At 62.0% G+C, this 24,768-nt stretch carries 5 protein-coding genes; 2 read left to right on the top strand and 3 right to left on the bottom strand.

Features of this window, described 5'->3' with window-relative positions; all coding sequences use genetic code 11:
• Window positions 1-302 precede the first annotated feature (302 nt).
• The gene (locus ACIF4X_RS03400; RefSeq protein ID WP_397480917.1) at window positions 303-1,013 is read right to left on the bottom strand and encodes a GntR family transcriptional regulator; all 711 of its coding nucleotides are present in this window, start codon (window positions 1,011-1,013) and stop codon (window positions 303-305) included.
• 196 nt (window positions 1,014-1,209) lie between these two features.
• Between ACIF4X_RS03400 and lapG the strand changes: the two genes are divergently transcribed.
• Both lapG and lapD read left to right on the top strand, forming a co-directional pair.
• Window positions 1,210-1,902: a cysteine protease LapG gene (gene lapG / locus ACIF4X_RS03395; RefSeq protein WP_095113878.1), complete on the top strand. Its 693-nt coding sequence runs from the start codon at window positions 1,210-1,212 to the stop codon at window positions 1,900-1,902.
• A gap of 14 nt (window positions 1,903-1,916) precedes the next feature.
• Complete coding sequence (gene lapD, locus ACIF4X_RS03390) at window positions 1,917-3,863, top strand: cyclic di-GMP receptor LapD (protein ID WP_397480916.1); 1,947 nt, start codon at window positions 1,917-1,919, stop codon at window positions 3,861-3,863.
• Window positions 3,864-4,092: 229 nt separating this feature from the next.
• On the opposite strand, the gene ACIF4X_RS03385 is transcribed toward lapD, so the two are convergent.
• Both ACIF4X_RS03385 and ACIF4X_RS03380 read right to left on the bottom strand, forming a co-directional pair.
• Complete coding sequence (locus ACIF4X_RS03385; RefSeq protein ID WP_007918987.1) at window positions 4,093-4,431, bottom strand: hypothetical protein; 339 nt, start codon at window positions 4,429-4,431, stop codon at window positions 4,093-4,095.
• A 148-nt stretch (window positions 4,432-4,579) separates the two neighbouring features.
• Entirely contained in the window at window positions 4,580-24,418 is a 19,839-nt protein-coding gene (locus ACIF4X_RS03380) for an immunoglobulin-like domain-containing protein (protein WP_397480915.1), read from the bottom strand.
• Window positions 24,419-24,768: the final 350 nt, after the last annotated feature.

Raw genomic sequence — 24,768 nt, 5'->3', positions numbered from 1 at the left:
GCGGAAGTTGGCCGTGACCCCGCGCCATGACTTCCTTTTTCCCGTGGCAAGGCTCCTTCCGTAGGTTCCTGGTGCGGGGACTGCGCCGTCAGTGCGACGCGTCGCCCGTTCTTTATGGGGTTGGCCGTTCAAGAGTGCGGGTAAATGACCGCCACGGCTATGACCGATTCTTCATTGGCTAGGTGCAAATATCGGGCTGGGTGGCGCGCAGGAGGTTAGAGCGGGCACGCGGATCCGCCCACCCGAGGTCGGGCCGATCGCGAAGGGGATTTGTAAGCGGGTGATTCGCGGGAGGCGCGCGTTCAGCGCGCGGCTTTGCGGCTTTGTGCGGCGGGGGTGGCGAGATAGCGGGTAATCACGTCGACACCGCGATTGAGGTGCTGCTCAAGGAGTTTGATTGACAGTTCAATATCACGGTCGCGGACGGCTTGCAGCATCGCCCGGTGATCGTCCTGGGACAATTTGCCCAGGCCCATGGCCTCGAGGTTGAAGCGCAGGAAACGCTCTTCTTCGTTGAGGCCGTCTTCGACCAGGCGCAGCAAGCGTTTATTGGGCGCCTTGCTGTACAGGGCCATGTGGAACAAACGGTTGAGCCGGCCGATTTCCGTGTAATCGTGCTGCGTCTCCAGTTCTTCGATGTAACCGGCCGCGAGGGCGTGATCGGCAGCCGTCAGCAGCGGAATCGACTGCCGCATGGCTTCGGATTCGAGCAAGATGCGCAGTTCGTAGGTTTGCGTGGCATCGCCTTGAATCAGCGGGGCAACCACTGCGCCTTTGTGCGCAGTAACGCTGAGCAGCTCCTGGGCTTCGAGCTGGCGCAGGGCTTCGCGCACCGGCATGCGGCTGACGCCGAACAAATCGGCCAGATCCTGCTGGCGCAAGGCAGTGCCGCAGGGCAGACGCCCATCGAGAATTGCCGAGCGCAGGGTTTCTTCGATCACCGACCGGGCCAGATGCGCAGGAATCGGTCCATCGACTTTAATGCTGTGCAGCGGTTTGGGCTTCTGTGTCACGACTACGCACCCTGTATGTCGGCCTGATTTGGATCCAAATGACACTAGTGATTGCTCTACAGGTTGTCAAACCTTGTAAAACAATGCGCTGGCAACTGAAGTCTAGCGCGCCGGCGATGATCTCATGGTGCCATTGTTTTTTCGCCGGCTAAGCTTCACCATCAAACGCTTTCCTTCCTGCCCCCGGAAACCTGCTGTGGCGGTACGTTTCGCGATCCCCCGGACACTGCGCTGGCTAGGCTGCGCACTGCTGCTGGCCGGCGTCATGCTGGGCGGTCTGCATGCCGATTGGGATTTTTCCACGATCAGCCGCAAAGCCACGGCACTTTACGGACCACTGGGTGCCGGGCAGCAGCGCATTGATGCCTGGCAGAATCTGCTGGCCACGCAGAAGCAGGTCAGCGAGATGGAAAAGCTCAAAGTGGTGAACTTGTTCTTCAACAAACAGGTGCGCTACGTCGAGGACATCGATCTGTGGCACGAGGTCGACTATTGGGAAACACCGATCGAAGCCTTATGGAAAGGCGCCGGCGACTGCGAAGACTATGCGATCGCCAAGTATTTCAGCCTGCGCCACCTCGGGGTTTCCAGTGACAAGCTGCGCATCACCTATGTCAAAGCGTTGCGCCAGAACCGCGCGCACATGGTCCTGACTTACTATGCCACCCCCGATGCCATGCCGTTGGTGCTCGACAGCCTGATCGACCCGATCCAGCCGGCGTCGCAGCGAACCGATTTGCTGCCGGTCTACTCTTTCAATGCTGAAGGGTTGTACCTGCCGGGCGCCAAGGGCAACAAAAAGGTCGGTGATACCAAACGCCTGTCGCGTTGGCAGGATGTCTTGAAGAAAATGCAGGCCGAAGGTTTCCCGGTCGAGACGACTAACTAGGAGCACGCGCTCAGATGTCTTTGTTCAAACAGCTGTTGATCGCTATCTGTCTGTTCCTGGTGGTCGCCTTCACTGGCAGCTTCATGGTCAGTCTGGAAAGCTCGCGCACCCAGTACGTCAACCAGTTGCGTTCGCATGCGCAGGACGCCGCAACGGCGCTGGCCTTGTCGCTGACACCGAATATCGATGACCCGGCGATGGTCGAGTTGCTGGTCAGCTCGATCTTCGACAGCGGTTATTACGCGAGCATCCGCGTGGTCGATCTGAAGACCGATAAGACCATTGTCGAGCGCAGCGGCAGTCCGGTGGTGAGCAACGTGCCGCAGTGGTTCGTCAATCTGATCGGCCTGGAACCGGCCGGTGGCGATGCGCTGGTCAGCCGTGGCTGGGAGCAGGCGGCGCGGGTCGAGGTGGTCAGCCATCCGATGTTTGCCGTGGCCAAACTGTGGCAGAGCGCATTGGGCAGCCTCGGCTGGCTGCTGATCTGCGGTGCAATCAGTGCCGTGCTCGGCGCGCTGCTCCTGCGCCGGCAATTGAAGCCGCTGGATTACATGGTCAAGCAATCCCACGCCATTGCCCGTCGTGAATTCCTCAGCCTGCCGGATCTGCCGCGCACGCCTGAGTTGCGTCGCGTGGTGCAGGCGATGAACCAGATGGTCGAAAAGCTCAAGGCGCTATTCCAGGAGCAGGCCGAGCGCAGTGAAAAACTGCGCGCCGAATCCTATCAGGACAATCTCACCGGATTGGCAAACCGCCGTTATTTCGAAATGCAGTTGAACAATCGGGTGAGCAACCCGGAGCAGGCCAGTTCCGGTTATCTGCTGCTGTTGCGGGTCAAGGATCTGGCCGGGCTCAACCAGCGTCTCGGTGGTCAGCGCACCGATGAATTGTTGAAAGCAGTCGGCGAACAATTGTCCCGCGAATGCGCCAAGTACCCGGAAACCCAGAACCTTGTCACGCGGATTCGTGGCGGTGAATTCGCCGTACTGGCGCCGGGACTGGTCCGCGAGGAAGCGCTGCAACTGGCGCAGAATCTCGACAATGCCTTGAGCAGTCTGCACGCCACCGGTGCGACCGACGTGGCTGCCGTGGCATCGATCGGCCTGGCGCCATTCACCCACGGCGATTCACCGCAACAGGTACTGACGCTTGGCGATCAGGCGCTGGCGCAAGCCGAAGGGCAGGGCGAGCAGAACTGGGCATGCATCGATCAGAGTCTGACGGCGGATGTCGGCGACGATCACCACGCCTGGCACCGCTTGCTCGATCAGGCCTTGAGTCAGCAGCGTTTCGAGCTGTATTTCCAGCCGGTGGTCGCCGCCGCCGACACGCAGCTGGTGCTGCATTACAAAGTGCTCTCGCGCTTGCTCGATGATCAGGGCCAGACCATTCCGGCCGGGCGCTTTCTGCCGTGGCTGGAGCGCTTCGGCTGGACCGCTCGACTGGATCGCCTGATGCTCGAGCGCGTGCTGGAGCAGATGAAGGCGCATGAGGAATCGCTGGCGCTGAACCTGTCCTCGGCGACCCTCGCCGACCCGCAGGCGTTGAACAGAGTCTTCGAGATTCTGCGCGCACATTCCAACCTGGGCGCGCGGCTGACCCTGGAGATTGGTGAGGAGCAATTGCCCGAACAAGCGGTGCTGGAGCAGTTGACCCGGCGTCTGCGGGAACTCGGTTTCTCGCTGAGCCTGCAACGCTTTGGTGGGCGCTTCAGTATGATCGGCAACCTGGCGCGGCTGGGGCTGGCGTATTTGAAGATCGATGGCAGTTACATTCGAGCGATCGATCAGGAGAGTGACAAGCGCTTGTTCATCGAGGCGATCCAGCGTGCGGCGCACAGTATTGATCTGCCGCTGATTGCCGAGCGGGTCGAGACGGAAGGCGAGTTGTCGGTGATTCGCGAGATGGGGTTGTATGGGGTTCAGGGGCAGTTGTTGGGTGAGCCGAAGCCTTGGCGGTGAGTCATTGCAAAAGCAACCCTCACCCTAGCCCTCCCGAAACGTCGGACCGCCCAGAGGGAGAGGGGACTGATTGGGGGATGTTCGGGAAGTACGCCGACGTGAGCGATTTGTTTTAAATCCATAATCGACCCGGTTTCTCAGGTCGATGTCTGACGCCAGACACCTCGGTCGGCCCCCTCTCCCGGAGGGAGAGGGCTGGGGTGAGGGCAGGCTTTTGATTCTGAGCGGATCAGATCAACCCGCCCTCATCTTCATCGATCAACTGACTCAACCCACCCAACGCCTCACGCGCCTGGGTCCGGTCCATCAGTTTGGCCTGGGCCGCCGGTGGCAGATCGGTGACACGGATCACACCTTTCTGGGTCAGTACCTGAATCAGGTCGTCGAGTACCCGAATCATTTCGAAGTCGCTCTGTTTGAGCTGTTTCAGGCTGGTTTCCACCACTTCGTTGGCGAACCAGGCCTGGATTTCATGGCTGTCGGCCGGCAGCGTTTCCGTGGCCTCGGCGTAGGCCGCGGCTTCCACGCGAATCAACAGACCTTGCGCATCGCGTTGCACGTAAAACATTGAGCATCCCTCAGAAATGAACCAGCGTCATGCTGTCAGCAGCATAGCCAACTGCGCGCGAGTATGCGGTGCGGCGACGCGATCGTCACCGGTCCGGTCAGCACAAACGTGACGGCCGCCCCATTGGGGCGGCCGTTTTGTTCACGTATCAGCTGTTGTTGTGGTCGACTTTGATGGTCGGGTCGCTGCCGGCAATCAGGTTGTGAATGTTGGCGCTCGACCAGTTGTTGCCTTCCAGTTTGATCGTCACATCCGGGGTGGCCGCAGCGGCGTCGCCCGAGTTGAACTTGCCCGCCGAGCTGACTTGCAGCGACGACGTGCCGTCGACCGTGGTGATCTTCAGGAAGTTGTCGATGGTGCTACCGGTCTCGCCCTGCAGCAAATCGCGCAGATCGATACGGTCACCGTCGGCGGCCTTGAAGTCCTTGATCACGTCGTTGCCGGTGTCGCCCGCCTTCCAGACGAAGGTGTCGGCACCCGAACCGCCGATGAGGATGTCGTTGCCCTGACCGCCGATCAGCGTGTCGTTGCCGGTGCCGCCGAGCAGGATGTCATTGCCTTTGCCGCCATCGAGCAAGTCGTTGCCGCCCGAGCCGAACAGGATGTCATTGCCCGCGCCACCCAACAGCGTGTCGTTACCGTCATGCGCGCCGGACACATCGAACGCCTGATAGTGCTCGGTGATGTACTGGTGCACGTTACTGGTGGTGACTTTGCTGACGTCAACCCCGGTTTCCTTGGCAACGAACGCCTGCATCGCCTGATAACCCTCACCGGCAATACCGTTGAAGCTGACCAGATCGCCGAACAGGATGTCGTTGCCGTCGCCACCGCTGACGGTGTCGTTGCCCGGCAGCGTCGCTTCGGTGTGGCCGATGATCGAGTTGGCCAGATCCTTCGGATCGATGTTGGTTTGCGGCGTTTTATCCGAATCGTACGGCTTCAGATCGTTGAGGCTTACGCCGCTGTTCAGGCCGATGGCCTCGACGTTCGACAGACCGCTCAACAGCGCGAAGCTGCTGGTCGAGTTGTCGGTGGTGGTCGAAGTGGTGCTGCTGCCGCTACCGGCCAGACTCGACAACTCGTAAGTGCCGTCGCCCTGCGCGTGAACGGTGCCCAGATTGGTGGTACTCCAGCCATAACGGGCCGTGTAGGTCTGCAACTGGGCAAAACCGCTGGCGTTGATGCTCAGGTAATGCGTGTTGTCGATATAGGTGCTGAAGGTGTCGCCCAGCTTGTAGTTGCTGGTCGTCACCACGCTGTCGAACTTCACGCTGCCGTACAGCGTCGGGTTGGTCTGCTCGCCGCTCTGGTAGTAGGTCGGCTGGCCGTCGGTGATGAAGTACGTGAGGTTCTTCGCCCCGGTGTTGGCCACAGCTTCTGTGCTCTGGAACCAGTTGGCCGTAGTCTTGAACACGTCCTCGTAGTTGGTGCCGCCGCCGGAAGCCATCGAGTCCAGTACCGCTTTGAGCTGCGTCAGCGCGTTCGGGTCGTTGAGGTTCACCGACACCGATTTGTTGACCTGGGTATCGAAGTCCACCAGGAAGATGTTCACCGTGCCCGAGTTGCTGCCGCCCAGGCTCTGTTTCAGGGTGTTGAACACCGAGGTCAGCGAGTCCTTGGCCGCATTGATCGACGAGCTGCTCATACTGCCGGAGCTGTCGACCATGAACGCGATGTTGTAGTTGGTGCCCGGGACCACGGTCAGACCACCGATGTCGGCGACCATGATGTCGTTGCCATCGGTGCCGCTGAAGGTGTCGTCACCCGAAGTCGCGACGATGGCGTTGTAGACCGCCGGCACCACGGTGACCGGAATGGTCGCGGTGCTGCTGGCCGAACCGCCGACCATTTCGGTGGAGGTCGAGGTCACGGTCAGGTTGAACTGGCCGTTGTAGTACGGCGGTGGCGTTACGGTCAGGCTGCCGAGGTTCCAGCCGGTGACGTTGGCGTCGCCGCTGCTGGCGGTGACGGTGAAGGTGTGACCCGCGCCATCGCTGAGCACCGAGCCGACTGGCGCGCCGCTGATCTTCACGCTCAGGGTTTCCGAGCCGTCGGTGTCCGTCAGCGCGGTGGTGATTGCCGACAGTTTCACCGTGGTGCCTTCGGCGCCGGTGTTGAGCTTGTAGCCGTCGTAATAGCCTTCGCCGCTGCTGCCGTGCAGATCGGAGACGGTCACGCCCGAATTGATCAGATCCTGCACGCCGGTGTAGATCGGCACGCCGGTGCTGCTCAGGTCGATCGGTGTGCTGCCGTTGACCGACAGGTTGACGTCGTAGCTGCCCGGGCCGCTCTGGTTATGGTGGTAGATGTCCAGGGTGTAGTAGCCGCTGGTGGTCGGGGTGAACGAACCGTTGAGGTTGCCGCCCGCGCCCCACGTGGTCGATGCCACGCTCTTGCCACCGATGGTGACCAACAGGCTGTCATCGCCGATGCCGCTGAAGGTGTAAGTCTTGCCGGCTTCCAGATAGATCAGGCCGGAAGTCTTCGACGCCGTACCGGCGGTCACGCTGCCGTCAGACTGCACGTTGTTGACGTTAGTGCTGGTGTTCGGTGTGCCGGCGCCGTCGATGACGTTTTTCAACGTGGTCGAATCCGCGCCATTGCCGTTGGTGCCCAGACCCGACAGACCGGTCCAGACTTCCTTGATCAGCCCGGTGGACTTCACGCTGTTGTCGGCGACGCTCACGGTCGGCGCATCTGCCACCGGCGTGATGTCGATCTTCACAATGCCGGTGTTGCCCAGCAGTTGGCCGTCGGTTGGCTGGAATTTGATCTGTGCGTAGTCCGCCTGGTTGTTGCCCAGGCCGGTGCCGCCGTAACCGTTGACGCCCGACTCGTTGGCGTCCGGCAGGAAGCGCAGCTTGCCCGCGTCGATGTCAGCCTTGCTGAAGGTCTGGTTGTTGGCGACGTCTTTCCAGGTCGAGCCGTCGAGGTACTGCAGTTTGCCTTCGTCCGGCAGCTGGGTGATTTTCACCCCGAGGCTGCTGGCCGGACTGTCGACGTCAGTTACACCGAAGGTCGACCAACCGAGGATCAGTGGTGTGTCTTCAGTGCCGGTGACGTTGACCGGTGCAGCAACCGGAGCATCGTTGATCGCCACCACGTTGACCGTGGTGGTCGCGGTGTTGGAGTAGTTGCCGCCATCAGTCACCGTCACAGTGATGATGCGCGGCACGGTGCTCGGGTCTTCACTGCTGTTGGTGAAGCTGATGTTTTTGATGGCCTGCATGTAGTCGGCCAGCGTCGCGTTACCCGACAAGGTCAGGGTCACGGTGCCGTTGGTGCTGTTGGCATTGATGGTGATGCCGTTGACGCTGTTGCCCAGGTTTAGCGCATCGCCGTCCTGACGGTTGGTCAGTACCACGGTGGCGCCAGTCAGCATGGTGCTGTCCGGGTCGGTGATCTTGATATCGGTATCGGCAATCGACACACCCGCGCCCGGAGTGTTTTCGGTGAAGGTCACCTTGTAGTCGGCACCGGTGGCGCCGCTGGAGTTGTTGGCATCCAGGTCGATGACCGGCGGTGCGTCGTTGTCGATGATCGAGGTGCTGACGCTGCCGTTGGTGCTGCTGACCGCGAGGTTCTCGAAGTTGCCGCCGGTGGCTGAATCGATCTTGACCACGAAGTTCTCGGTGCCTTCGGTGATCTTGTCATCGATGGTGGCGACGTTGAACTGCGCGCTGCTCGCACCTGCCGGGATTTTCACGGTGTACACACCGGTGAAGTCCGAACCGTCGGCGGCGGTGCCGCTGTAGACGATTTTCAGGGTCACTTCGGTTTGCGCCGGGTGGTTCAGGCTGACCGTGTAGCTGGCGGTCTGGCCTTCGGTCACCGAGCTGCTGCCGGTGATGCTGACGGTGGTGGTATCGAGGGTGTCGGTGACGTTGGTCACGGCTGGCGCGGTGTTGGTCACCAGGTTTTCGAAGCTGCCACCCGTTGCGTTGCTGATGGTGGCTTGCACGGTGCCGGCGTCTTTGTAGACGTCGTCGGCCGGCGCCGCAACGGTCACGGTGCCAGTGGTTTTGCCGGCGTCGATGGTGATCACCGAGCCGTTGCTCAGAGTCACGGTGACTGGTGAGCCAGCGGCGTTGCTCAGGGTTGCGGTGTAAGTGATCTGGCCACCTTCGGCCACGGTGCCGGTCGCGGACAGCGTCAGGTTGGTGGTGTCGACGGTGTCGGTCACGGTGGTGTTGACCGGAGTCTTGTCGGCCACCAGATTTTCGTAGTTGCCGCCCGTCACGTTGGTAATCGAGTTGGTCAGCGGTGCGTGCCCAGTCAACGCATCGTTCGGCGCGGTGGTGGTGACCGTGCCGCTGGTTTTGCCGATGTCGATGGTGATGGTCTGACCGTTGGCCAGGGTCACGACAACCGGCGCGCCGGTCACAGCTGCACCGACAGTGGCGGTGTAGATGACGTTGCCGCCTTCAGCCGCGGTACCGGTGGCGGTCAGTTTCACCGTGGTGGTGTCGATGGTGTCGGTAACACTGGTCACGGCCGGCGCGGTGCTGGTCACCAGATTTTCGAAGCTGCCGCCGGTCGCGGTTTTGATCGTTGCCTGGACGTTGCCGGCGTCTTTGTAGACGTCATCGGCTGGCGCTGGAACGGTGACGGTGCCCGTGGTTTTGCCGGCGTCGATAGTGATCACGGCGCCGTTCGACAGGGTCACGGTCACAGGCGAGCCTGCGGCGTTGGTCAATGTCGCGGTGTAAACGATCGAGCCGCCTTCAGCCACGGTGCCGGTCGCGGACAGCGACAGGTTGGTGGTGTCGATGGTGTCGGTGACGGTCGTCGAAACCGGCGTTTTGTCGGCCACCAGATTTTCGTAGTTGCCGCCGGTGACGTTGGTGATCGAGTTGGTCAGCGGTGCGTGGCCAGTCAATGCGTCGTTAGGCGCAGTGGTGGTCGCGGTGCCCGTAGTCTGGCCGACGCCGATGGTGATGGTCTGACCGTTGGCCAGGGTCACCACGACTGGCGAACCGGTTACTGGTGCGCCGACGGTCGCGGTGTAGACGACGTTGCCGCCCTCTGCCGCCGTTGCCGTTGCCGCCAGCTTCACGGTGGTGGTGTCGATGGTATCGGTGACGCTGGTGATAGCCGGCGTCGTGCTCGGCACCAGGTTTTCGAAGTTGCCACCAGTGGCGTTGCTGATCGTGGCCTGCACGGTTCCGGCGTCTTTGTAAACGTCATCAGCCGGGGCTGCAACGGTGACGGTGCCGGTGGTTTTGCCGGCATCGATGGTGATCACCGCGCCGTTCGACAGGGTGACGGTCACTGGCGAGCCAGCGGCGTTGGTCAGCGTCGCGGTGTAGACGATCGAGCCGCCTTCAGCGACCGAGCCAGTCGCGCTCAGCGACAGGTTGGTGGTGTCGACGGTGTCGGTCACGTTGGTGCTGACCGGCGTCTTGTCGGCAACAAGGTTTTCGTAGTTGCCGCCGCTGACGTTGGTGATCGCGTTTGTCAGCGGTGCGTGGCCGGTCAATGCATCGTTTGGCGCCGTGGTGGTCGCGGTGCCAGTGGTCTGGCCAACACCGATGGTGATGGTCTGACCGTTGGCCAGGGTCACCACGACTGGCGAACCGGTTACTGGTGCGCCGACGGTTGCGGTGTAGACGACGTTGCCGCCCTCTGCCGCCGTTGCCGTTGCCGCCAGCTTCACGGTGGTGGTGTCGATGGTATCGGTGACGCTGGTGATAGCCGGAGTCGTGCTTGGCACCAGATTTTCGAAATTGCCACCGCTGGCGTTGCTGATTGTGGCCTGCACGGTGCCGGCATCTTTGTAGACGTCGTCAGCCGGGGCCGGGACCGTCACGGTGCCAGTGGTTTTACCGGCGTCGATGGTGATCACGGCGCCGTTCGACAGGGTGACGGTCACTGGCGAGCCAGCGGCGTTGGTCAGCGTCGCCGTGTAGACGATCGAGCCGCCTTCAGCGACCGAGCCTGTCGCGCTCAGCGACAAGTTAGTGGTGTCGACAGTGTCGGTCACGTTGGTGCTGACCGGCGTCTTGTCGGCAACAAGGTTTTCGTAGTTGCCGCCGCTGACGTTGGTGATCGCGTTGGTCAGCGGTGCGTGGCCGGTCAATGCATCGTTTGGCGCCGTGGTGGTCGCGGTGCCGGTAGTCTGGCCAACACCGATGGTGATGGTCTGACCGTTGGCCAGCGTTACAACTACCGGTGAGCCAGTCACTGGAGCACCGACGGTCGCGGTGTAGACGACGTTGCCGCCTTCAGCCGTTGTCCCGGTCGCGGTCAGTTTCACCGTGGTGGTGTCGATGGTGTCGGTGACGCTAGTCACGGCTGGCGCAGTGCTGGTGACGAGGTTTTCGAAGCTGCCGCCGGTCGCGGTTTTGATCGTTGCCTGGACGTTGCCGGCGTCTTTGTAAACGTCGTCTGCCGGAGCTGGAACGGTCACGGTGCCGGTGGTTTTGCCGGCGTCGATGGTGATCACCGCGCCGTTCGACAGGGTGACGGTCACAGGCGAGCCTGCGGCGTTGGTCAATGTCGCGGTGTAAACGATCGAGCCGCCTTCAGCCACGGTGCCGGTCGCGGACAGCGACAGGTTGGTGGTGTCGACGGTGTCGGTGACGGCGGTTGAAACCGGAGTTTTGTCGGCCACGAGGTTTTCGTAGTTGCCACCGGTCACGTTGGTGATCGCGTTGGTCAGCGGTGCATGACCAGTCAACGCATCGTTCGGTGCGGTGGTGGTCGCGGTGCCGGTGGTCTGGCCAACACCAATGGTGATGGTCTGACCGTTCGACAGGGTCACCACGACTGGCGAACCGGTTACTGGTGCGCCGACGGTTGCTGTGTAGACGACGTTGCCGCCTTCTGCCGCAGTGGTCGTTGCAGTGAGTTTTACGGTGGTGGTGTCGATGGTGTCGGTGACGCTAGTGATAGCCGGAGTCGTACTCGGCACCAGGTTTTCGAAGTTGCCGCCGGTCGCGGTTTTGATCGTTGCCTGGACATTGCCCGCGTCTTTGTAAACGTCGTCTGCCGGAGCTGCAACGGTCACGGTGCCGCTGGTTTTGCCGGCGTCGATGGTGATCACCGCGCCGTTCGACAGGGTAACGGTGACTGGCGAGCCCGCGGCGTTGGTCAGGGTCGCGGTGTAAACAATCGAACCACCCTCGGCCACAGAACCCGTAGCGGTCAGCGACAGGTTGGTGGTGTCGACGGTGTCAGTCACGTTGGTGCTGACTGGCGTCTTGTCGGCCACCAGATTCTCGTAGTTGCCACCGGTCACGCTGGTGATCGCGTTGGTCAGCGGAGCGTGGCCGGTCAATGCGTCATTCGGCGCAGTGGCGGTCGCCGTGCCGGTGGTCTGGCCGATACCAATGGTGATGGTCTGACCGTTGGCCAGCGTCACGACCACAGGCGAGCCGGTGACGGCTGCACCAACAGTGGCGGTGTAGGTGACCGTGCCACCCTCAGCTGCCGACTCGGTCGCGGTCAGTTTCACTGTGGTGGTATCGATGGTATCAGTGACGTTAGTCACGGCCGGCGCGGTGCTCGGTACCAGGTTCTCGAAGTTGCCACCGGTGGCGGTCGAAATGGTCGCTTCGACTTTGCCGGCGTCTTTGTAGACGTCATCGGCAGGGGCTGCAACGGTCACGGTGCCGGTAGTTTTGCCGGCTTCGATGGTGATTACGGCGCCGTTCGACAGGGTTACAGTCACAGGCGAGCCTGCGGCGTTGGTCAATGTCGCGGTGTAAACGATCGAGCCGCCTTCGGCCACGGTGCCAGTTGCGGACAGCGTCAGGTTGGTGGTGTCGACGGTATCAGTGACATTGGTCGAAACCGGTGTCTTATCGGCCACGAGGTTCTCGTAGTTGCCGCCAGTGACGCCGGTGATCGAGTTGGTCACAGGCGCGTGACCGGTCAGCGCATCGTTCGGTGCGGTGAAGGTTACGGTGCCGGTGGTTTTGCCGATTTCGATGGTGATGTTCTGACCGTTGGCCAAAGTCACCACGACAGGTGAACCGGTCACTGGAGCGCCCACAGTGGCGGTGTAAGTGACGGTGCCGCTTTCAGCGACCGACGTATCAGCCGTCAGTTTGACGGTCGAGGTGTCGATGGTATCGGTGACTTCGGTCACGGCCGGAACAGTGCTCGGCACCAGGTTTTCGAAGTTGCCGCCAGCCGCGGTCGAAATCGTCGCTTCGACTTTGCCGGCGTCTTTGTAGACGTCATCGGCTGGCGCTGGAACGGTCACGGTGCCGGTGGTTTTACCGGCGTCGATTGTGATCACGGCGCCGTTCGACAGGGTCACGGTCACTGGCGAGCCAGCGGCGTTGGTCAGCGTCGCGGTGTAGACGATCGAGCCGCCTTCAGCGACCGAGCCAGTCGCGCTCAGCGACAGGTTGGTGGTGTCGACGGTGTCGGTCACGTTGGTGCTGACCGGCGTCTTGTCGGCAACAAGGTTTTCGTAGTTGCCGCCGCTGACGTTGGTGATCGCGTTGGTCAGCGGTGCGTGGCCGGTCAATGCATCGTTTGGCGCCGTGGTGGTCGCGGTGCCGGTAGTCTGGCCAACACCGATGGTGATGGTCTGACCGTTGGCCAGCGTTACAACTACCGGTGAGCCAGTCACTGGAGCACCGACGGTCGCGGTGTAGACGACGTTGCCGCCCTCTGCCGCCGTTGCCGTTGCCGCCAGCTTCACGGTGGTGGTGTCGATGGTATCGGTGACGCTGGTGATAGCCGGCGTCGTGCTCGGCACCAGGTTTTCGAAGTTGCCACCAGTGGCGTTGCTGATCGTGGCCTGCACGGTTCCGGCGTCTTTGTAAACGTCGTCTGCCGGAGCTGGAACGGTCACGGTGCCGGTGGTTTTGCCGGCGTCGATGGTGATCACCGCGCCGTTCGACAGGGTAACGGTCACTGGCGAGCCAGCCGCGTTGGTCAATGTCGCGGTGTAGATGATCGAGCTACCTTCGGCCACCGAGCCAGTCGCGCTCAGCGACAGGTTGGTGGTGTCGACGGTGTCAGTCACGTTGGTGCTGACTGGCGTCTTGTCGGCCACCAGATTCTCGTAGTTGCCACCGGTCACGCTGGTGATCGCGTTGGTCAGCGGAGCGTGGCCGGTCAATGCGTCATTCGGCGCAGTGGCGGTCGCCGTGCCGGTGGTCTGGCCGATACCAATGGTGATGGTCTGACCGTTGGCCAGCGTCACGACCACAGGCGAGCCGGTGACGGCTGCACCAACAGTGGCGGTGTAGGTGACCGTGCCACCCTCAGCTGCCGACTCGGTCGCGGTCAGTTTCACTGTGGTGGTATCGATGGTATCAGTGACGTTAGTCACGGCCGGCGAGGTGCTCGGTACCAGGTTCTCGAAATTGCCACCGGTGGCGGTCGAAATGCTCGCTTCGACTTTGCCGGCGTCTTTGTAGACGTCATCGGCTGGCGCTGGAACAGACACGGTGCCCGTGGTTTTACCCGCTTCGATGGTGATCACAGCGCCGTTCGACAGGGTTACGGTCACTGGCGAGCCAGCGGCGTTGGTCAGTGTCGCGGTGTAGATGATCGAACCGCCCTCGGCCACGGAACCGGTCGCGGACAGCGACAGGTTGGTGGTGTCGACCGTGTCAGTGACGGTGGTCGCAACCGGGGTCTTGTCGGCCACCAGATTTTCGTAGTTGCCGCCAGTCACGCCGGTGATCGCGTTGCTGATCGGTGCATGACCGGTCAGCGCATCGTTCGGCGCGGTGGTTGTCACGGTACCGGTGGTTTTACCGACTTCGATGGTGATGTTCTGGCCGTTGGCCAAGGTCACCACAACTGGCGAGCCCGTTACAGGCGCGCCGACAGTGGCGGTGTAGGTAACCGTGCCGCCTTCAGCAGCCGACTCGGTGGCGCTCAGTTTGACGGTCGTGGTGTCGATGGTGTCAGTGACGTAGGTCACTGCCGGCACGGTGCTCGGTACCAGGTTCTCGAAATTGCCACCGGTGGCGGTCGAAATGCTCGCTTCGACTTTGCCGGCGTCTTTGTAGACGTCATCGGCAGGGGCTGCAACGGTCACGGTGCCGGTTGTTTTACCGGCTTCGATGGTGATCACCGAGCCATTGCTCAGGGTCACGGTGACTGGCGAACCGGCAGCGTTGGTCAGGGTCGCGGTGTAGGTGATCTGGCCGCCTTCGGCCACGGTGCCAGTTGCGGACAGCGTCAGGTTGGTGGTGTCGACGGTATCAGTGACATTGGTCGAAACCGGTGTCTTGTCGGCCACGAGGTTCTCGTAGTTGCCGCCAGTGACGCCGGTGATCGAGTTGGTCACAGGCGCGTGACCGGTCAGCGCATCGTTCGGTGCGGTGAAGGTCACGCTGCCGGTGGTTTTGCCGACTTCGATGGTGATGTTCTGACCGTTGGCCAAGGTCACCACGACCGGCGAACCGGTCACTGGCGCGCCGACAGTGGCGGTGTAGGTGACGGTGCCGCCTTCAGCCACGGAGGTATCAGCCGTCAGTTTCACGGTCGAGGTATCGATGGTGTCGGTGACTTGGGTCACCGCCGGTACAGCGCTCGGCACCAGGTTTTCGAAGTTGCCACCGGTGGCGGTGCTGATCGTCGCCTGCACGGTGCCGGCGTCTTTATAGACGTCATCGGCTGGCGCTGGAACAGACACGGTGCCCGTGGTTTTACCGGCTTCGATGGTGATCACGGCACCGTTCGACAGGGTCACGGTGACTGGCGAGCCAGCGGCGTTGGTCAAGGTTGCGGTGTAAACAATCGAGCCGCCCTCGGCCACAGAACCCGTGGCGCTCAGCGACAGGTTAGTGGTGTCGACAGTGTCGGTGACACTGGTCGAAACCGGCGTCTTGTCGGCCACCAGATTTTCGTAGTTGCCGCCGCTCACCTCAGTGATCGCATTGGTCAACGGCGCATGACCGGTCAGCGCGTCGTTCGGTGCGGCGGTAGTCGCGGTGCCGGTGGTCTGGCCAACACCGATGGTGATGGTCTGACCGTTAGCCAGGGTCACCACAACCGGCGAACCGGTCACCGGCGCGCCAACCGTGGCGGTGTAGGTGACAGTGCCACCTTCAGCGGCAGACTCGGTCGCGGTCAGTTTGACGGTGGTGGTGTCGATGGTGTCGGTGACCTGGGTCACGGCCGGTACAGTGCTCGGCACCAGGTTTTCGAAGTTGCCGCCAGCCGCGGTCGAAATCGTCGCTTCGACTTTGCCGGCGTCTTTGTAGACGTCATCGGCTGGCGCCGCGACGGTCACGGTGCCGGAAGTCTTGCCCGCTTCGATGGTGATCACGGCGCCGTTCGACAGGGTCACGGTGACTGGCGAACCAGCGGCGTTGGTCAGCGTCGCGGTGTAAACAATCGAGCCACCTTCGGCGACGGTGCCAGTTGCGGACAGCGTCAGGTTGGTGGTGTCGACGGTATCAGTGACATTGGTCGAAACCGGAGTCTTGTCGGCCACCAGGTTTTCGTAGTTACCACCGCTCACCTCAGTGATCGCATTGGTGATCGGCGCATGACCGGTCAATGCATCGTTCGGCGCGGTGGTGGTCGCGGTGCCGGTGGTCTGGCCAACAGCAATGGTGATGGTCTGACCGTTAGCCAGGGTCACAACCACAGGCGAACCAGTGACTGGTGCGCCCACGGTCGCAGTGTAAGTGACGGTGCCGCCTTCAGCCGCTGACTCGGTCGCGGTGAGTTTGACGCTGGTGGTGTCGATGGTGTCGGTGACGTTGGTCACGGCCGGCACGGTGCTTGGCACCAGGTTCTCGAAGTTGCCGCCGGTGGCGTCTTTGATGCTGACTTCGACTTTGCCGGCGTCTTTGTAGACGTCATCGGCAGGCGCCGCAACGGTCACGCTGCCGGTGGTTTTACCGGCCTCGATAGTGATCACCGAACCGTTGCTCAGGGTCACGGTCACCGGCGTACCCGCCGGGTTGGTCAGCGTCGCGGTGTAAACGATCGAACCGCCTTCTGCCACCGAATCGGTTGCCGTGAGGTTCAGGTTGGTGGTGTCGGTGGTGTCCGACACTGCGGTGTCGGCAGACTTGCCATCGACCGCGAGTTTTTCGTAGTTGCCACCGGTAGCGCCGTCGATGGTCACGCTCAGCGAGCTGCCGCCGGCCAATGGGCTGTTCGGTGCAACGAAGTTCACCGAGCCGGTGGTTTCACCGACGGCGATGGTGATGGTCTGGCCGTTCGACAGGGTCACGACAACTGGCGAGCCCGTCACGGGTGCGGTCACGGTTGCGGTGTAGACCACGGTTTCGCCTTCGGCGACGTTCGCCGTGGCGGTCAGCGACACGGTGGAGGTGTCGATGGTGTCGTTGACGGTGGTGACGGCCGGAGCAGTGTTGGTGACCAGATTTTCGAAGTCGCCACCGGTCGCGCCTTTGATGGTCGCTTCAACGGTGCCGGCGTCTTTGTAGACGTCATCTTTTGGTGCGTCGACGGTCACGGTGCCGATGGTTTTGCCGGCATCGATGGTGATCACCGAGCCGTTGCTCAGGGTCACGGTGACTGGCGAGCCAGCCGCGTTGGTCAGTGTCGCGGTGTAGGTGATCTGGCCGCCTTCGTTCACCGAACCGGTGGCGCTGAGCGACAGGTTGGTGGTGTCGACGGTGTCGGTCACGGTGGTGCTGACCGGTGTTTTATCGGCGACGAGGTTTTCGTAGTTGCCGCCGGAAACGCCGGTGATCGAGTTGGTCAGCGGGGCGTGGCCGGTCAATGCGTCGTTCGGCGCGGTGGTGGTCACGGTGCCGGTGGTTTTACCCACTTCGATGGTGATGTTCTGACCGTTAGCCAGGGTCACGACAACTGGCGAACCGGTCACAGGTGCACCCACAGTGGCGGTGTAGGTGACGGTGCCGCCTTCAGCCGCAGACTCGGTGGCGGTCAGTTTGACCGTCGAGGTGTCGATGGTGTCGGTCACATCAGTGACGGCTGGCGTGGTGCTCGGAACAAGGTTCTCGAAGTTGCCGCCGGTGGCGTCCTTGATGCTCACTTCGACCTTGCCAGCGTCTTTGTAGACGTCATCGGCGGGTGCAGCAACAGTCACGGTGCCGGTGGTTTTACCCGCTTCGATGGTGATCACCGAACCGTTCGACAGGGTCACCGTAACCGGCGTACCGGCCGGATTGGTCAGGGTCGCGGTGTAAACGATCGAACCGCCTTCCGCCACGGTGCCGGTTGCGGTCAGCGACAGGTTGGTGGTGTCGACGGTATCAGTGACTGTGGTCGAAACCGGCGTCTTGTCGGCGACCAGATTCTCGTAGTTACCGCCGCTCACGTCAGTAATTGCGTTGGTCAGCGGGGTGTGGCCGTTCAACGCATCGTTCGGTGCGGTGGTGGTCACGGTGCCGGTGGTCTTGCCGACTTCGATGGTGATGCTCTGGCCGTTGGCCAGGGTCACCACGACAGGCGAACCGGTCACCGGCGCACCCACGGTAGCGGTGTAGGTGACGGTGCCACCTTCAGCAGCAGTCTCGGTGGCGGTCAGTTTGATCGTCGAAGTATCGATGGTGTCGGTGACGTCGGTCACGGCCGGAACGGTGCTTGGCACCAGATTCTCGAAATTGCCGCCGGTAGCGTCCTTGATCGTCACTTCGACTTTGCCGGCGTCTTTATAGACGTCATCGGCAGGCGCAGCGACGGTCACGGTGCCAGTGGTTTTACCGGCTTCGATGGTGATCACCGAACCGTTGCTCAGAGTCACGGTCACCGGCGTGCCTGCCGGATTGGTCAGGGTCGCGGTGTAGATGATCGAACCGCCCTCGGCGACCGAGTTGGTGGCGCTGAGCGACAGGTTGGTGGTGTCGACGGTATCCGTGACGCCGGTCGAAACCGGTGTCTTGTCGGCCACGAGGTTCTCGTAGTTGCCGCCGCTGACGCCAGTGATCGAGTTGCCCAGCGACGCCTGACCGGTCAGCGCGTCGTTTGGCGCGATGGTGGTCACGGTGCCGGTGGTTTTGCCGACTTCGATGGTGATGCTCTGGCCGTTGGCCAGGGTCACCACAACTGGCGAACCGGTGACCGGCGCGCCGACGGTCGCGGTGTAAGTGACAGTGCCACCTTCAGCCACAGTGGTGTCGGCGGTCAGTTTCACGGTCGAAGTATCGATGGTGTCCGTCACATCGGTAACGGCTGGCGTGGTGCTTGGCACCAGGTTTTCGAAGTTGCCGCCAGTCGCATCCTTGATCGTGACTTCGACTTTGCCGGCGTCCTTGTAGACGTCATCGGCCGGGGCCGCAACGGTCACGGAACCCGTGGTTTTGCCCGCTTCGATGGTGATCACCGAACCGTTCGACAAGGTCACGGTGACTGGAGTGCCAGCCGGGTTGGTCAGGGTTGCGGTGTAAACGATCGACCCACCTTCAGCCACGGTGCCGGTCGCGCTCAGCGACAGGGTGGTGGTGTCGACGGTGTCGGTCACCGAGGTCACGGCCGGGGTTTTATCGGCCACGAGATTTTCGTAGTTGCCGCCGCTGGTGCCGTCGATTTTCACGCTGAGCGTGTTGCCGCCGGCCAAGGCATCGTTCGGTGCGGTGAAGTTGACGCTGCCGCTGCTGGCGCCGACCGGGATGGTGATGGTCTGGCCGTTGGACAGGGTCACGACAACCGGCGCGCCGGTGACCGGTGCGGTCACGGAAGCGGTGTAAACCACCACGCCGCCTTCAGTGGTGCTGGCGGTGGCAGTCAGCGAAACGGTGCTGTTGTCGATGGTGTCGGTGACGTCGGTGACCGCTGGAGTCTTGTCGACCACCAGGTTCTCGAAGTTGCCGCCGGTGGTCTTGGTGATGCTGGCGTCGACTTTGCCGGCGTCCTTGTACACGTCATCGGCCGGTGCTGCGATGGTGGCGGTGCCAGAGGTCGCGCCTTTGGCGATGTTGATCACCGCGCCGTTGCTCAGGGTCACGGACATGGCCGTGCCAGCCGGGTTGGTCAGGCTCGCGGTGTAGACGATCGAGCCGCCCTCGGCGACCGAAGCGGTGGCGCTGAGGCTGATATTGGTGGTGTCGACGGTGTCGGTGACGGTGGTCACCACCGCCGAACGGTTGGCATCGACCTGTTCGAAGTTGCCGCCGCTGTGGCTGGCAATCGCCGTCTGTACCTTGCCGCCGTCGATGTACGGAGTATTGGCAGGTGCAGCGAAGTTTACCGAACCGCTGGTAGCGCCGGCGGCGATATTGATCACCGCGCCGTTGGCCAGGGTCACGGTCATGGCGGTGCCGGCCGGGTTGCTCAGGGTCGCGGTGTAGGTGATCTGGCCACCTTCGCTGACGGTGTCGCTGGCGCTCAGGGTCAGCGTGGTTTTGTCGATGGTGTCATTGACGGTGGTGCTGACCGGGGTCTTGCTGACGTCGAGTTTCTCGAAGTTACCGCCAGTGGCATCGGTCATGGTCACGGTGAGCTTGCTGACGTCTTTGTAGACGTCATCGCTCGGCGCGGCGATGGTCACCGAACCGCTGGTCTTGCCGGCTTCGATGGTGATGGTCTGGCCGTTGCTCAGGTTGACGGTCACCGGCGTTTGCGCGGCGTTGGTCAGGGTCGCGGTGTAAGTGATCGACGTGCCTTCGAGCACATAGCTTTCAGCGCTGAGGGTCAGGTGTGTGGTGTTGATGGTGTCGGCGACATTGGTCACCGCTGGCGTCGGATTGGCCACCAGGTTTTCGAAGTTGCCGCCCGTGGTTTCCTTGATGGTCACTTCGAGTTTGCCGGCGTCTTTGTAGACGTCATCGGCAGGGGCTGCGACGGTCACGGTGCCTGTGGTCTTGCCGGCGTCGATGGTGATGGTCGAACCGTTGCTCAGGGTCACGGTCACCGGGGTGCCGGCCGGGTTGGTCAGGGTCGCGGTGTAGACGATCGAGCCGCCTTCGTTGACGTTGCCAGTGGCGGTCAGCGAAACGGTGGTGGTGTCGACAGTGTCGGTCACGCTGGTGCTGACCGGGGTTTTGTCGGCGACCAGATTTTCGTAGTTACCGCCGCTGACGTTGGTGATCGAGTTGGTCAGCGGTGCATGGCCGGCCAGCACATCGTTCGGTGCAGTGGTGGTCACGGTGCCGGTGGTTTTGCCGACTTCGATGGTGATGTTCTGACCGTTGGCCAACGTCACGACAACTGGCGAACCGGTGACTGGCGCGCCGACGGTGGCGGTGTAGGTGACGGTGCCACCTTCAGCGGCAGTCTCGGTGGCGGTCAGTTTCACCGTCGAGGTGTCGATGGTATCGGTCACGTCGGTGACGGCCGGAACGGTGCTTGGCACCAGGTTTTCGAAGTTGCCGCCGGTGGCGTCCTTGATGGTCACTTCGACTTTGCCGGCGTCTTTGTAGACGTCATCGGCAGGCGCAGCGACGGTCACGGTGCCCGTGGTTTTGCCCGCTTCGATGGTGATCACCGAGCCGTTGCTCAGAGTCACGGTCACCGGGGTCCCGGCCGGGTTGGTCAGGGTCGCGGTGTAAACGATGGAGCCGCCCTCGGCCACAGTGCCGGTGGCGCTGAGCGTCAGGTTTGTGGTGTCAGTGACGTCAGTAATGGTGGTCGATACCGGGGTTTTGTCGGCAACGAGGTTTTCGTAGTTGCCGCCGGAAACGACGGTGATCGAGTTAGTCAGCGGTGCATGGCCGTTCAGCGCATCGTTTGGCGCAGTGGTGGTCACGGTGCCGGTGGTTTTACCCACTTCGATGGTGATGTTTTGACCATTGGCCAAAGTCACGACAACGGGCGAACCGGTGACTGGCGCACCCACGGTAGCGGTGTAAGTGACGGTGCCACTTTCAGCAGCAGTCTCGGTGGCGGTCAGTTTGACCGTCGAGGTGTCGAGGGTGTCAGTGACGTCGGTGACGGCTGGAACGGTGCTTGTAACCAGATTCTCGAAGTTGCCGCCGGTCGCATCCTTGATCGTGACTTCGACCTTGCCGGCGTCTTTGTAGACGTCATCGGCCGGTGCAGCGACGGTCACGGTGCCGGTGGTTTTACCGGCCTCGATGGTGATCACCGAACCGTTCGACAGGGTCACCGTGACTGGCGAGCCAGCAGCGTTGGTCAGGGTCGCGGTGTAAGTGATCTGGCCGCCTTCAGCCACGGTCCCTGTCGCGCTCAGCGTCAGGTCGGTGGTGTCAGTGGTGTCGGTGACCGTGGTGCTGACCGGGGTTTTATCGGCAACGAGGTCTTCGTAGTTGCCGCCGCTCACGCCAGTGATCGCGTTGGTGATCGGCGCGTGGCCGGTCAACGCATCATTCGGTGCAGTGGTGGTCACAGTGCCGGTGGTTTTACCCACTTCGATGGTGATGTTCTGGCCGTTGGCCAGAGTCACGATCACTGGCGAACCGGTGACTGGCGCGCCGACCGTGGCGGTGTAGGTGACAGTGCCACCTTCAGCCGCCGACTCGGTGGCGGTCAGTTTGACCGTGGTCGTGTCGACGGTATCGGTCACGTCGGTGACGGCTGGAACGGTGCTTGGCACCAGGTTCTCGAAGTTGCCGCCAGTGGCATCCTTGATCGTGACTTCGACTTTGCCGGCGTCTTTATAGACGTCATCGGCAGGCGCCGCAACGGTCACGGTGCCAGTGGTTTTGCCGGCTTCGATGGTGATCACCGAGCCGTTGCTCAGGGTCACAGTGACAGGCGAACCGGCTGCATTGGTCAGGGTCGCGGTGTAAGTGATCTGGCCACCCTCAGCCACAGAACCGGTGGCGCTCAGCGACAGGTTGGTGGTGTCGGTGACGTCAGTCACGGTAGTCGATACCGGGGTTTTGTCGGCAACCAAATCTTCGTAATTACCGCCGGTAACGCCAGTGATCGAGTTGGTCAGCGGCGCATTGCCGGTCAACGCGTCATTCGGCGCGGTGGTGGTCACAGTGCCGGTGGTTTTGCCGACTTCAATTGTAATGCTCTGGCCGTTGGCCAAGGTCACCACGACTGGCGAGCCGGTGACCGGCGCGCCAACGGTAGCGGTGTAAGTGACGGTGCCACCTTCAGCGACAGAGGTGTCGGCCGTCAGCTTCACGGTCGAGGTGTCGAGGGTGTCGGTCACTTCGGTCACGGCCGGGACAGTGCTCGGCACCAGGTTTTCGAAGTTGCCGCCAGTGGCATCCTTGATGGTGACTTCGACTTTGCCGGCGTCTTTATAGACATCGTCCGCAGGCGCCGGAACGGTCACGGTGCCAGTGGTTTTGCCAGCGTCGATGGTGATCACCGAGCCGTTGCTCAGGGTCACGGTGACTGGCGTGCCGGCCGGATTGGTCAGGGTTGCGGTGTAAACGATCGAGCCGCCTTCAGCAACGCTGCCGGTCGCTGACAACGACAGATTGGTGGTGTCGATCGAATCGGTAATGGTGGTGGTCGCTGGCGTGGTGTTCGGCACCAGATTTTCGAAGTTGCCACCGGTTGCGCCGGTAATCGTGGTGCTGACCGTGCTGCCATTGTTGTAGACGTCGTTGGCCGCTGTCGGCACGTTGACGGTGCCGGTGGTTTTGCCGGCTTCAATCGTGATGGTCGAACCGTTCGACAGGGTGATCGTCACCGGCGTTTGCGCGGCGTTGGTCAGGGTCGCGGTGTAGGTGATCTGACCACCTTCAACAACGGTGCCAGTGGCGGTGAGGCTGACGTTGGTAGTGTCGACTGAATCAGTAATGGTGGTCACTGCTGGCGTCGGGTTCGGCACCAGGTTTTCAAAGTTGCCACCGGTGGTACCGGTAATCGTAGTGCTGACGGTGCTGCCGTTGTTGTAGACGTCATTGGCCGCCGTCGGCACGTTGACGACGCCAGTGGTCTGGCCAGCTTCGATGGTAATGGTCGAGCCGTTCGACAGAGTGACGGTCACCGGCGTCTGCGCCGGGTTGGTCAGGGTCGCGGTGTAAGTGATCTGACCGCCTTCGGTGACGGTCGAGCCAGCGGTCAGTGTGACCGTGGTGGTGTCGATCGAATCGGTGATGGTGGTCACTGCCGGCGTCGGGTTCGGCACCAGGTTTTCGAAGTTGCCGCCGCTGGCACCGGTAATGGTCGTGGTAACGGTGCTGCCGTTGTTATAGACGTCGTTGGCCGGGGTCGGCACGTTGACGGTGCCGCTGGTCTGGCCGGCGCCGATGGTGATGGTCGAACCGTTCGACAGGGTGACGGTCACCGGGGTTTGCGCCGGGTTGGTCAGGGTCGCGGTGTAAGTGATCTGCCCGCCTTCGGTGACACTCGGCCCGGCCGTCAGGGTGACGGTGGTGGTGTCGATGGTGTCGGTGACCTGCGTCGTGGCCGGGGTGGTCGGCGGCGTCACGGTGATGCCATTGCCGCCGGTGGTGCCGGTGACGGTCACGTCGATCTGGGTCGGGTCGTTATAAACAGTGTCGTTCGGCGCCAGCGGCACGTTGACCGTGCCAGTGGTGGAGCCGGCTGTAATCACAATCACCGCGCCGTTGGACAGGGTGATGGTCAGGTCGGTCAGCGGCGCCTGGGTCAGGGTCGCGGTATACACCAGCACGCCGCCGGCTTCGGTGATGGTCGGCGTGGCGCTGAGGCTCAGGGTCGACTCACGCAGGGCGTTGGTGGTGGTATCGGTGGTCTGGCCGCCGGTGATGTTTTGCGCAGCCTGACCGGCAGTGTTGATGCCCGCGGTCGGGAAGCCAATAGTCGGGTCAACGCGGCCAGCGGTGGCGTCGAGCATCACGAAACTGTGGCCGCCCCCGGCGGCACCGCCAGTGCCGGCGGCGCTCGGGCCTGCAGCGGTGGCATCCAGCGCGGTGGTCGGGTCGACACCGGCGGCGATGGCTTGCTGCAGTTCTGCTACCGACGGCGCAGCCTGCGCGGTGGCTTCGGCCAGGTCAGTGCTGGAGTCGGGCGCGTTGGCGCTCCACTGGGTTTCGCGGCCCAGGTCCAGCGTGCGGCCATCGGCCAATTCAAGCGACACGGCGCCGGAGAGGCCAGTGTCGATCTGGTCGCCGACAAACAGGCGATCGCCTTCAACGAGTACGCGACGCACGCCCTCTGGGGACACCACGAATACCTGACCGACAATGCTTTTGACGATGGCAACAACACTGCTCATTGAAGACTCTCCGGGGTGTCACGTTCAGTTGACTTCCATGGACCTGATGGCATGGGCGCCGATTCAGTCTGGACGTACTTTAAAAATTTGCGAAACAAGTTTGACGCGTCTATTCGTCAATATTTTGGCTAGATTCTTTCGCTATTAACTTTATGCCAAACTATTGACCTTATGGGTGCCATCCTAAACAATCGCCCCACTAATGTCACATTGATATTTCCGCGGCGACCTGTCCTTTAGCGTGTGATCCAGTTCCTGTTTTGAACTTTCCGACATACGGTCAATCTGGTTGCCATCATCCGACGCAGCGCCACGTTTTGCTGTGATTCAAGACAAGAAGTTCTGGGAAA

Source organism: Pseudomonas sp. NPDC085632 (assembly GCF_044541255.1).
Taxonomy (GTDB): domain Bacteria; phylum Pseudomonadota; class Gammaproteobacteria; order Pseudomonadales; family Pseudomonadaceae; genus Aquipseudomonas.
Note: the sequence above shows the minus strand (reverse complement) of the source record. Positions and strands in the feature narration are given on the sequence as shown.

Coding starts and splice junctions, on each gene's coding strand:
- lapD (WP_397480916.1), top strand. CDS start 1,917: ATGTCTTTGTTCAAACAGCTGTTGATCGCTATCTGTCTGTTCCTGGTG.
- ACIF4X_RS03385 (WP_007918987.1), bottom strand. CDS start 4,431: ATGTTTTACGTGCAACGCGATGCGCAAGGTCTGTTGATTCGCGTGGAA.
- ACIF4X_RS03380 (WP_397480915.1), bottom strand. CDS start 24,418: ATGAGCAGTGTTGTTGCCATCGTCAAAAGCATTGTCGGTCAGGTATTC.